The 11,971-nt window shown below is 44.1% G+C and carries 8 protein-coding genes; all 8 read right to left on the minus strand.

Annotation, left to right across the window (positions count from 1 at the left end; translation table 11 throughout):
* Window positions 1–20: 20 nt before the first annotated feature.
* On the minus strand, window positions 21–3,263 hold the full coding sequence (gene icmF / locus KFZ58_RS16845; protein ID WP_235794771.1) for a fused isobutyryl-CoA mutase/GTPase IcmF: 3,243 nt from the start codon (window positions 3,261–3,263) through the stop codon (window positions 21–23).
* 21 nt (window positions 3,264–3,284) lie between these two features.
* On the minus strand, window positions 3,285–3,902 hold the full coding sequence (locus KFZ58_RS16850; RefSeq protein ID WP_235792440.1) for a TetR/AcrR family transcriptional regulator: 618 nt from the start codon (window positions 3,900–3,902) through the stop codon (window positions 3,285–3,287).
* Window positions 3,903–4,838, minus strand: coding sequence for a methylmalonyl Co-A mutase-associated GTPase MeaB (gene meaB / locus KFZ58_RS16855; protein WP_235794772.1), 936 nt, complete (start codon window positions 4,836–4,838; stop codon window positions 3,903–3,905).
* A 282-nt stretch (window positions 4,839–5,120) separates the two neighbouring features.
* The gene (locus KFZ58_RS16860; RefSeq protein WP_235792441.1) at window positions 5,121–6,260 is read right to left on the minus strand and encodes an acyl-CoA dehydrogenase; all 1,140 of its coding nucleotides are present in this window, start codon (window positions 6,258–6,260) and stop codon (window positions 5,121–5,123) included.
* Between the two features lie 14 nt (window positions 6,261–6,274).
* A complete protein-coding gene (locus KFZ58_RS16865; RefSeq protein WP_235792442.1) occupies window positions 6,275–7,411 on the minus strand; it encodes an acyl-CoA dehydrogenase in 1,137 nt (378 codons plus the stop codon).
* A gap of 33 nt (window positions 7,412–7,444) precedes the next feature.
* Window positions 7,445–8,296, minus strand: a complete 852-nt coding sequence (locus tag KFZ58_RS16870) for a 3-hydroxybutyryl-CoA dehydrogenase (protein ID WP_235792443.1) — start codon at window positions 8,294–8,296, stop codon at window positions 7,445–7,447.
* Between the two features lie 69 nt (window positions 8,297–8,365).
* Window positions 8,366–9,556, minus strand: a complete 1,191-nt coding sequence (locus KFZ58_RS16875) for an acetyl-CoA C-acetyltransferase (RefSeq protein ID WP_235792444.1) — start codon at window positions 9,554–9,556, stop codon at window positions 8,366–8,368.
* A gap of 86 nt (window positions 9,557–9,642) precedes the next feature.
* The gene (locus KFZ58_RS16880) at window positions 9,643–11,751 is read right to left on the minus strand and encodes a heterodisulfide reductase-related iron-sulfur binding cluster (RefSeq protein ID WP_235792445.1); all 2,109 of its coding nucleotides are present in this window, start codon (window positions 11,749–11,751) and stop codon (window positions 9,643–9,645) included.
* Between the last annotated feature and the right edge of the window lie 220 nt (window positions 11,752–11,971).

Consider the following 11,971-nt stretch of genomic DNA (forward strand, 5'->3'; position numbering starts at 1 on the left):
CGGTGGCATAGGAACGTTCCCTACATGTTTCTCCTATACTGTCCCCCTACTTCATATAGTGCGTTGGTGATTTGACCGAGGCTGGCTGTTTTGACTGTTTCCATTAGCTCTTCGAAAATATTTCCGCCAGATGCTGCTACTTTCTTCAGACGGTGTAATGCTTCTTCCGTGTGCTCTTTGTGCACATCCTGGAACTTGTGCAGTTCCTTGATCTGATGTTCTTTTTCCTCTGTTGACGCTCTCGCCAGCTCCATGGTATCTGTTTGATCTTCAGATGGAGGTGTTGGATTTAAGTACGTATTCACACCGACAATTGGCAATTCTCCGGAATGTTTTTTCCCTTCATAGTAAAGGGATTCTTCCTGGATTTTCCCACGTTGGTATTGTCGTTCCATCGCCCCAAGCACACCGCCGCGATCATTCATTTTTTCAAATTCCTGAAGCACGGCCTCTTCCACTAAATCGGTTAATTCCTCTACAATGAAGGATCCTTGCAAGGCGTTTTCGTTCTTCATCAATCCAAATTCCTTGTTAATAATCATTTGAATCGCCATCGCACGACGGACTGACTCCTCTGTCGGTGTTGTAATAGCTTCATCATAGGAGTTCGTATGCAGAGAATTTGTGTTGTCCTGAATGGCCAGGAGCGCCTGCAGTGTTGTACGAATATCATTAAACTGAATTTCCTGCGCATGCAGGGAACGTCCGGATGTTTGCACATGATATTTTAGCTTCTGGCTGCGTTCATTTGCCCCGTATTTATCACGCATTGTCGTTGCCCATATACGGCGGGCTACGCGACCAATGACCGTATACTCCGGGTCCAGCCCATTGGAGAAGAAGAACGACAAATTCTGTGCAAATTTATTCACATCCATTCCTCTGCTTAAATAATATTCCACATAGGTGAATCCATTTGCCAGCGTGAAGGCAAGCTGGGTAATCGGATTCGCTCCCGCTTCCGCAATATGATAGCCGGAAATGGATACAGAGTAGTAATTGCGCACATTTTTATCGATGAAATACTGCTGAATATCGCCCATCATACGCAGTGCAAATTCGGTTGAGAAGATGCATGTATTTTGCCCCTGATCTTCTTTTAAAATATCTGCCTGCACTGTTCCACGGACAACTGCTACCGTATTATCTCTAACCTTTTCGTATTCTTCCTGACTTGGTTCGCGGCCATTTTCCTCTTTGAATTTCACCAGTTCCTTATCGATTGCTGTATTGAAAAACATCGCTAAAATAATTGGTGCCGGTCCATTAATCGTCATGGATACAGAAGTTTGTGGACTTGTTAAATCAAAGCCGTCATACAGCTTTTTCATATCATCCAGTGTGCATATATTCACGCCACTCTCCCCGACTTTTCCGTAAATATCCGGGCGTGGGGCCGGGTCCTCCCCGTATAATGTCACAGAATCAAACGCAGTAGACAACCGCTTAGCATCGTCTTCCTTTGATAAATAATGGAAGCGGCGATTCGTTCTCTCCGGCGTCCCCTCCCCGGCAAACTGTCGTGTCGGGTCTTCTCCTTCCCGCTTAAATGGAAAAACGCCTGCCGTAAACGGAAAAGCTCCCGGAACATTTTCTTTCAGTAACCAGGTCAAGCGCTCGCCCCAGTCATGGAATTTTGGAAAAGCTACTTTCGGTATTTTCGTTCCAGATATGGACTCTGTGACAGTATTCATCTCAATGTCCTTGCCTCGGATGGAGAAAGTCATTTTTTCCTGACCGTAACGTTCTTGTGTCTCATCCCATGAATCAAGCAGCTTTTTTGCCTTTGGATCAAGGTCTTCTTGATATTGATCAATCGTTTGATCAATTGCTGTTTTCGCATTTTCCACGTCAACGATTTCCTTCGTACCTTCAAGCTGATAAAGTTTGCGTGCTATATTACTCTGTTTTTCCGTATAGTCATGATAATTTCGCACATGTGTTGCGATCTCGCGCAGATAGTGACGCCGCTCATTCGTGATAATCATGTTTTGCTTTTGTGCAATCGTATGACGGTCGAAATCAATAGCGTCGCCCCAACTGAATTTTTCATTCAATGTATCTACCAGTGATGCAAACAACGCATTTGTCCCCGCGTCGTTAAATTGACTGGCAATCGTTCCAAACACCGGAAATTTTTCTTTATCCTGTTTGAACAGCATATGGCTGCGTTCATACTGTTTACGCACCTGTGTTAAGGAATCCTCGGAACCTTTTTGTTCAAATTTATTAATGACGATAAAATCGGCATAATCAATCATATCGATTTTCTCAAGCTGGGATGGGGCTCCGAATTCAGCTGTCATCACATACATGGAAAGATCGGTTATATCCGCAATTGCCGCATCACCCTGGCCAATGCCGCTTGTTTCGATAATTATAAAGTCATAGCCTGAAGCACGAACAACATCAAGCACATCCTGAATGGCCTTTGAGAGCTCATCCCTCGAATCACGTGTTGCCAAGGAACGCATATACACACGATCTGTAAAAATCGCGTTCATGCGAATACGGTCACCAAGCAGCGCGCCACCTGTCTTCTTCTTCGTTGGGTCAATCGAAATGATCGCAACTTTTTTGTCCGGAATTTCATTCATAAACCGGCGAATCAACTCATCGGTTAGTGAGCTTTTTCCGGAGCCGCCCGTTCCCGTAATACCGAGTACCGGTGTGTGGTTATCCGTTTTTTCGCGTAGGGCTTCAAGGACCTCGTGCTTTTCATCCGGATCGATCTCATTGTTTTCCATATAGGTGATAAATCTCGCCATCGCCTTCCGTTCGCCTTTTACAAGCTGCTCCTGATCTTTTTTTACATCAATCGGTGGGATGAAATCACATGCTTGCAGTATCTTGTTAATCATGCCCTGCAATCCGTATTTCCTTCCATCTTCTGGGGAAAATATCCATGTCACCCCGTAGTCATGAAGCTCCTTAATCTCGCGGGTAATAATCGTACCACCACCGCCACCTACAACCTTAATATGATCTGCACCCAATTCGTTGAGTAAATCGACCATGTATTTGAAATATTCAACATGACCTCCTTGATAGGAAGAGATCGCAATGCCTTGCGCATCTTCCTGGATTGCCGCATGAACCACTTCTTCCACGGAGCGATTATGCCCCAAATGAATGACTTCTGCCCCACTTGCCTGCATGATTCTGCGCATAATATTAATTGATGCATCATGCCCGTCAAATAAACTGGAAGCGGTTATAAAACGAACAGGATTTTTCGGTTTATAAATCTCTACTTGTTCCATCATCAAACTCCTCCCCATTTTTTAAGTCGTCATAGCCAATCCACTAAAAATATAATGTATTTGTCTATCAATATATTCATCAAGAGTGAATTGCTTTTGCAGTATCCACCGTCTGAATCCCCACATCTGCCCATGTACAAAAATATTATTGGCCAGGAGTTCTGCGTCCTGCTTGGAAATTTCATTCGGCAAGCAAGTTACAATGGCGTGTTCCAGCATACCGACCATGTCACGTTCTTTTCGGAGCACATATGCTCTGGCTTCTTTTTTCAGTGACTTCACTTCCTGATAGAGAATAAGCACTTCCTCCTGCATGTCGTCCATTAGCCGAAAGTAGGATTCAAGTAAAGCAACCAAATTTTCTGTAGACGGATGTTTTAAATCTATTTTTGCCTCTAGACTGTCACGAACCCGACGATGAATGGAATCAACAACAAGAAATAAAATATCTTCTTTCGTACGAATGTATTCATATAATGTTCCGATGCTAAATCCCGACTCTTTAGCGATTTCCCTTGTTGTTGTGCGGTGAAAGCCTTTTTCCTTAAAAAGGGTAACCGCTCCTTGAATCATTTGATTTCGCCGCTTTTCAACTAATTCCTGATCTTTTACAGAGGAGAGGATTTTGTCCTGGTTCATTTAACGCACCCCTTCCCTTTTCCATTTTTCAAACCATTTAATCGCTAACTGATATGGATCGCTATTTGCTTCAATGGCTGGTAACGCTTCATTCTTTTCAATAAAATCTTTCACATCACGCCAGATTTCTTCCCGAATCAGCTCATATACTTCGAGCTCCTGCTGCTTGATACGGCGGTTTTCGCCTTCAGTAGTGCTGTATAAAAAGGCGTGATGTTCGTTGATTTTTTCCCATAACTTATCAATTCCCTTATTCTCTGTTGTGATCGTTTTGACGATGGCTGTTTCATGAGCATCTGTTGATGTCATCATAACCAGCTCTTTTAAAAGTGATTTTAATTTACCGAAGCCTGGAAGATCTGCTTTATTAATAATAAATAAATCAGCAATTTCCATAATGCCAGCTTTGAATATCTGCAAAACATCTCCACTATTCGGTGTCATCATAACGGCTGTCGTATCAACGATTTTCATAATATCAAGCTCTGACTGTCCGACACCAACCGTCTCCACAATCACAACATCAAAACCATAGGCATCACATATCCGAATCGCATCCTTTGTGGCCCTTGCAAGACCACCCAAACTTCCCCGTGTCGCCATACTGCGAATGTATACACCATCATCGGTAAAATGCTGATTCATACGGACCCGGTCACCGAGCAGCGCCCCACCACTGAACGGACTCGTCGGATCCACCGCAATGATCGCAACTGTTTTTCCTTCTTCGCGAATATGGCTGACCAAGCGATTTACCAGTGAGCTTTTCCCAGCTCCCGGAGATCCCGTAATTCCGACATAGTGAGCAGTTTTTTTCAGGGAAAAAACATCACTGAGTAATGTGAGCTTCTCCGGATGGTCATTTTCAACCATCGTAATGGCTCTGGCTAACGCGCGTATCTCTTTGTTCTGCATCCGTTCAACGATTTCGTGCATGACGTACATCCTTTCTGGCGCTGTGCGTTGAGGTGGGGTGATGCTCTCCTGGATTTGTGTGGCGCTCTCCCGTTTCGGCGCGTTGTCTCCCGGTTTGGACGCGTTCTCTCCCATTTCGGAGAGACTCTCTCCCGTTTCAGGGACGCCGTCTCCCGGTTTGTGCGTGCTGTCTCCCGTTTCAGGTGTACGCTCTCCCGTTTTAGTCATTTTCTCTCCCGATTTCGCAGCGCTCTACCGTTTTTTGACAACACGCTATCTGATTCAGACGCACACTCCCCAACCTTACTTCGTCAACATCTTCCCAATAACAACACGCTGTATCTCATTCGTTCCCTCATAAATTTGTGTAATTTTTGCATCACGCATGTAGCGCTCCACCGGGTAGTCCTTCGTGTAGCCGTAGCCGCCGAATACTTGAACGGCTTCCACTGTTGCCCTCATAGCTGCGTCACCGGCATATAGTTTCGACATGGCGGATGCTTTTCCATATGGCTTTCCTTCTGATTCCAGCCATGCCGCTTGATATGTTAATAGGCGTGCAGCCTCGACTTCTGTTGCCATGTCTGCGAGTTTGAATGAAATTCCCTGATTAACAGCAATCGGCTTCCCGAATTGTTCCCTTTCCTTTGCATAATCAACGGATGCATCAAGTGCACCTTGAGCAATTCCTAACGCCTGTGCAGCGATACCATTACGGCCGCCATCAAGTGTAGTCATTGCTATTTTAAAGCCATCACCTTCTGCTCCCAGCATATTTTCCTTAGGTATGCGGCAATTTTCAAAGATCAGCTCTGTCGTAGGAGATGAGCGAATTCCGAGTTTCCTTTCTTTTTTTCCAAATGTGAATCCTTCTGTACCTTTTTCCACGATGAATGCTGATATTCCTTTATGTTTCGCATCTGCATCCGTTTTTGCGAATACGATATAAATATCGGCAACGCCGCCATTGGTAATCCAAACTTTGCTGCCATTTAATACATAGTGATTCCCGTCTTCTTTTGCGGCTGTTTTCATCGAAACAACATCACTGCCTGCACCTGGCTCCGACAACGCATACGCTCCCAGCGCCTCACCTATTGCTAAGCGATTTAGGAAGGTTTTCTTTTGTTCCTCATTTCCATATGTGTAGATAGGCCAGCTTGCTAAGGAAATATGGGCGGAAAGCGTTACACCAGTCGATGCGCACACCCTTGATAATTCTTCCACCGCAATACAATAGCTGACAAAATCGGATCCTATACCGCCATATTCCTCCGGCCACGGGATTCCAGTCAAACCGAGTTCGGCCATTTTATCAAAAATTCCGCGGTCAAAGCGCTCCTCTTCATCACGTTCTGCCGCCGTTGGTTCAACATCTTTTTTGGCAAAATCACGAACCATTTTACGCAACATTTCCTGTTCTTCTGATGCTTGAAAATTCATTTGTATTTTCCTCCTTAATCCTTTAGTAGATTTTTTGCGATTACCATATGTTGAATTTCATTTGTACCTTCATAAATCTCGGTAACTTTTGCGTCACGAAATAATCGCTCTACCGCGTAATCTTCTGTGTACCCATAGCCACCATGAACCTGCACGGCTTCAATGGCTGCATTCATCGCTGTTTTTGATGCATACATTTTAGCCATCGACGCCTCTTTGCTACACGGGAGATTACGCTCGACCATAGACGCCACGTTATAGACTAATAGTTTAGCTGCTTCCACTTCTGTCGCCATATCGGCCAGTTTAAAAGAAATCCCTTGATTGGCAGCAATTGATTTTCCAAATTGTTCCCTTTCTTTTGCATAGCTTACTGCATGGTCCAATGCTGCTTCTCCTATTCCGAGTGCTTGTGCCGCAATACCAATCCGCCCAACATTCAAATTTGCCATCGCAATCTGGAATCCATCTCCCTCCCTGCCGAGAAGCTGTTCCTCATGAAGAGCACATTGGTCAAAATTTAATTGAACAGTGCTTGAGCCATGCAAGCCCATCTTCTTTTCTTTTTTCCCGATATGTAGTCCAGGCGTATCTTTTTCCACAATAAACCCGCTAATACCATTGGGTCCTTCACCAGTCCGGGCAAATGTAATGTATGTATCCGCCGCTCCACCATTGGTGATAAAGACTTTGGAGCCATTTAAAATATAATGATCGCCTTGCTTTTTAGCGGTTGTCTTCATGCTGGAAACGTCAGATCCGGCACCAGGCTCGGTCACTGCAAAAGCACCTAAATATACGCCTGAAGCAAGTTTTGGTAAGTAATGTTTCTTTTGATCCTCGTTTCCAAATTTAAGGATTGGATTGGTACCAACAGATGTGTGTACAGATAAAATCACACCTAGTGTAGCGCTCACCTTGGATAGCTCATTGATCCCGATAATATACGAACTGTAATCCATCCCGCTTCCACCATATTTTTGCGGAATCGGGATCCCCATTAATCCAAGTTCGCCCATCTTTTGAATGATTTCTTGTGGAAAGCGATCCTCCTGCTCCATTCGCTCGATTTCCTTTGTAACTTCATTTTGAGCAAAATCGCGAACCATTTTGCGCATCATTTCCTGTTCCTCTGAAAATTGCATGTTCATCTGGGCTGCCCCCTTCTTTGTATGTCGTGCTTGTTAGTCGTACTGATAAAAGCCACGCCCGGATTTTTTCCCTAGCCACCCTGCTTTCACATATTTTCTGAGTAATGGACAAGGACGATATTTGCTGTCCCCGAACCCGTCATGCAGTACTTCCATAATATAGAGGCATGTATCCAGACCAATAAAGTCAGCCAATGTTAGTGGACCCATCGGATGATTTGTACCCATTTTCATGACAGTATCGATATCTTCCGGGGAGGCGACTCCTTCATAGACTGTGAAAATGGCCTCATTGATCATCGGCATAAGCACACGATTAGAAACAAATCCCGGGAAATCTTTTACCTCTACAGGTGTTTTGCTTAATTGTTTTGCCATTGTTTCGATAGCTTGATAGGTTTCATCACTTGTTTGCAATCCGCGGATGATTTCTACAAGTTTCATGACTGGAACCGGATTCATAAAATGCATGCCAATAACCTGGTCAGGGCGATTCGTTGCAGCAGCGATTTCCGTAATTGGAAGTGAAGATGTATTCGATGCCAAAATAGTATGTTTTGGCGCAACAACGTCAAGCTCACCAAATACCTGCTTTTTCACATCCATATTTTCCACAACTGCTTCAATCACGAAATCTCGTGAAACTGCATCCTTTAATGTTGAAGAGGGCTGTAGGCGGTTTAATGCTGCTGATTTATCTTCTTCTGTTATTCTCTCTTTGTCAACGGAACGGGAGAGCAGTTTTTCAATATTTTTCAGTCCTTTATCGAGGGCTTCTTCATTCATGTCATTTAATAGCACATCAAATCCTGCTTGGGCACAAACTTGAGCAATCCCTGCTCCCATTTGTCCTGCACCAATTACCATAACGTTTTGAATTGTCATTGCTAAAGTTCCTCCTTTTTTAAATGTGGGGCGATAAGGTACTCGAAATAATCGCCCCACAATCGATCCTTACCCCTTTGGCACTTCAATCAACATCGCATCTCCCTGGCCGCCGCCACTGCAGATTGCTGCGATTCCAAGTCCTCCGCCTCGGCGTTTTAGTTCATGGATCAATGTTAAAATAATGCGGGCACCACTTGCGCCGATAGGATGTCCTAATGCGACTGCTCCTCCGTTGACATTTATTTTTTCTTGATCGATGTCGGCAATTTTGCCACTGGCCAGTGAAACGGCAGCAAATGCTTCGTTAATTTCATATAAGTCAATTTCTTCTTTAGAGTGCCCTGTTTTATCCAATAATTTATTGATGACAAGTCCCGGTGTTTGCGGGAAATCTTTGGCTTCTACTGCTACTTCCGCATCGCCCAGTACAGTAGCCATTGGTGTTTTGCCTAAGCCCCGAGCTTTTTCATCAGCCATAACCACAAATGCAGCTGCACCGTCGTTCACACCAGGTGCATTACCCGCAGTGATTGTTCCATCCTTATCAAAGGCAGGACGTAATTTCGCAAGTTTTTCCGCCGTCGTGTCTTTTCGTGGTGCTTCATCTGTATCAACGACAATCGGATCGCCTTTACGCTGGGGAACTTCCAGGGATACGATCTCTTCTGCAAATTTGCCGTCTTCGATTGCTTTCACTGCACGTTGATGACTACGGTATGACCATTCATCCTGTGCTTCTCTCGTTAACCCGTATTCTTCTGCTGTGGAGTTTCCGTAGTTGCCCATATGGACACCATGGAACGAACAGGTTAGGCCGTCATGTACCATCATATCTTTCACCGTTTTATCACCCATGCGATTCCCCCACCTTGCATCAGGCAAGAAATAAGGTGCGTTGCTCATGCTTTCCATTCCACCGGCAACGATGACGTCTTCATCACCAAGGCGAATCAACTGATCAGCAAGGGTCACACTGCGCAGGCCGGATGCGCAAACTTTATTAATAGTTTCTGTCTTAACATCCCAAGGTATACCGGCTTCTCGAGCTGCTTGGCGTGAAGGTATTTGCCCCTGTCCGCCTTGTAAGACAGTACCCATAATCACTTCATCAACGTTTTCTCCACCTTCCATTCCGGCACGACGTAAGGCCTCTTCCATTGCTTTACCGCCAAGTTGTGAGGCAGTAAATGGCTTTAGACCTCCCCCAAATTTTCCGAATGGCGTTCTTGCTCCGGAAACAATCACTGTTTTTCTCATTAAAAATCATCCTCTCTTTGTAATATGATGGCGATTGAACGCTCGCTCAGATTAACCTTTGAAAATAAGAGGGGACTTCCCCCCTCTTATGCTGTTTTTGCCTCTTCTTCCACAAACACGGATAATGCTAGAATTTCTGCAACGTCCATGGTGCTAATATCTTCATCCACATCTTTCGCCTTTGTTCCATCACTTAACATTGTTAAACAGAATGGGCAGGCACTGGATATCATCGTTGGTTCAACATTCATTGCTTGCTCTGTTCGGGCAACATTAATGCGGTTACCAGTCGTATCCTCGGACCACATTAAGCCCCCGCCAGCACCACAGCACATACCGTTTTCCTTGTTGCGTTTCATTTCTACCAATTCCAGTCCGGGAATAGATTTTAAGATTTCCCTTGGTGGATCATATACCCCATTATACCTGCCTAAGTAGCAAGAGTCATGATAGGTCAATCGCTGGTTGATTTTACGTTGAGGCTTTAGCTTCCCGCCCGTAACAAGGTCAAACATGAGCTGTGTATGATGAAAAATTTGAGCTTCATACCCGAAATCAGGGTATTCATTTTTGAAAATATTATATGCGTGCGGATCAATGGTTACGATCTTCTTCACATTATTTTTCTCAAATTCTTTTATATTTTTCTCAGCGATTTCCTGGAATAAAAATTCATTCCCAATTCGGCGAGCTGTATCACCTGAATTCGCTTCTTTATTTCCTAGAATAGCAAAGCTAACGCCAGCTTTATTCATTAGTTTTGCAAAAGCAATAGCAATCTTTTGACTGCGGCTATCATATGCTCCCATGGAACTTACCCAGAAAAGATATTCGAAATCTTTTCCTTCTTTTTGCAGTTCTTTTACTGTTGGAATATAGACAGAATCGTCAATGTCACGCCATTTGATGCGATCTTTTTTAGAAAGTCCCCAAGGATTTCCTTGGCGCTCAATGTTCATGACAGCGCGTTGTGCATCTGGATCCATTTTCCCTTCTGTCATGACGAGGTAACGACGCATGTCAATAATTTGACCAACATGTTCATTGCTTACCGGACAAGCATCTTCACAAGCACGGCAAGTAGTACATCCGCTGAGTTCTTCTTCTGTAATCACGTCACCAATTAAGCTTGCACTTTGAACGGTCGCTGCTGCCTCTTGTGAGCCGCTTGCCTGATTTCCCTGAGAGCCGGCGAATGCATAGGCAGGAACCCAAGGCGTGTTTCCGGTGATTGCTGCACCTTTTTCGGTTAAATGATCGCGAACCTTAACCATAATATCCATTGGTGACAACATCTTACCAGTACCGGAAGCCGGACAGACATCCGTACAACGCCCGCATTCCACACATGCGTAGAAATCGAGCATTTGACGCTGGTCAAAATCTTCTACTTTCCCAACACCAAATGAAATCTCTTCTTCACTTTCTTCGTCAACTTCATCCATATCGAAATCGATTTTCTTTAATTTACCCGGTACACGCTTGCTGATAAACACATTAATAGGTGCTGCAATCAAGTGTGCGTGCTTGGATTGTGGTACATAGACCAAGAATGTCAGAATCGTAATCGTATGTATCCACCAAGCGATAAAGAAGGCAACCATTGCGGCTGTTGGTGACATCCAACCAAATGCTCCAGCTATTAAACTAGCAACAGGTTCCGTCCATGTCATCGGTTCCCCGTGCCAAATTTGCGCCATGCCATTTCCAACGAGTACGGATACCATCAAGGTTCCAATAAATATTAATACTAAACCTGCTTTGAATCCTCGCTTCAGGCGAACAATTTTTTCCATATAGCGGCGATAAAATGCCCAACCTACTGCTACTAGAATCATTAATGTTACCAATTCCTGAAAAAATACAAAACCTGGGTAGAATGCACCGAATGGTAGATGATTACCCGGTGATAATCCTTTTACGAAAAAATCAATAGCACCAAATTGGACAAGAATAAAGCCATAGAACATCATAACATGGATGGTGCCGGATTTTTTATCCTTCAGGAGCTTGGATTGTCCAAAAACAATCTTACCAATTCGGCGCAATCGCTCTTTGATTGCCCAATCAAACTCTGTTTTTTGACCAAGTTTAATATAGGAGACTCTTGTTGCTACAACTTTAACAAATAAGTATAATCCGTATAGTGTTATTGCTATGAACGCCAATAAGTTAATCAACAAAAATGTATCCATCTCGCTCCCCCTTTTATTCTATCATACCGAAAAATGATAACGATTGCATTTTTCGGAAATATTGGCTTCCTTTCCAAGGCCTCTTTTCGTAAATATTGTTGCTTTTAAATCTTTGCAGTTGATATAGAAATGCGACGTAAGTGCCTGTTGATTTCCGCTGCGGACCGTTGCTTTCCGCGGGCACGGCTTCAGCCTCCTTGCCCCGGCAAGGGGTATGCCG

This window comes from Virgibacillus sp. NKC19-16 (genome assembly GCF_021560035.1).
GTDB lineage: Bacteria > Bacillota > Bacilli > Bacillales > Amphibacillaceae > Virgibacillus_L > Virgibacillus_L salidurans.

Coding starts and splice junctions, on each gene's coding strand:
- KFZ58_RS16880 (WP_235792445.1), bottom strand. CDS start 11,751: ATGGATACATTTTTGTTGATTAACTTATTGGCGTTCATAGCAATAACA.
- meaB (WP_235794772.1), bottom strand. CDS start 4,838: ATGCACGAAATCGTTGAACGGATGCAGAACAAAGAGATACGCGCGTTA.
- KFZ58_RS16875 (WP_235792444.1), bottom strand. CDS start 9,556: ATGAGAAAAACAGTGATTGTTTCCGGAGCAAGAACGCCATTCGGAAAA.
- icmF (WP_235794771.1), bottom strand. CDS start 3,263: ATGGAACAAGTAGAGATTTATAAACCGAAAAATCCTGTTCGTTTTATA.
- KFZ58_RS16870 (WP_235792443.1), bottom strand. CDS start 8,296: ATGACAATTCAAAACGTTATGGTAATTGGTGCAGGACAAATGGGAGCA.
- KFZ58_RS16860 (WP_235792441.1), bottom strand. CDS start 6,260: ATGAATTTTCAAGCATCAGAAGAACAGGAAATGTTGCGTAAAATGGTT.
- KFZ58_RS16850 (WP_235792440.1), bottom strand. CDS start 3,902: ATGAACCAGGACAAAATCCTCTCCTCTGTAAAAGATCAGGAATTAGTT.
- KFZ58_RS16865 (WP_235792442.1), bottom strand. CDS start 7,411: ATGAACATGCAATTTTCAGAGGAACAGGAAATGATGCGCAAAATGGTT.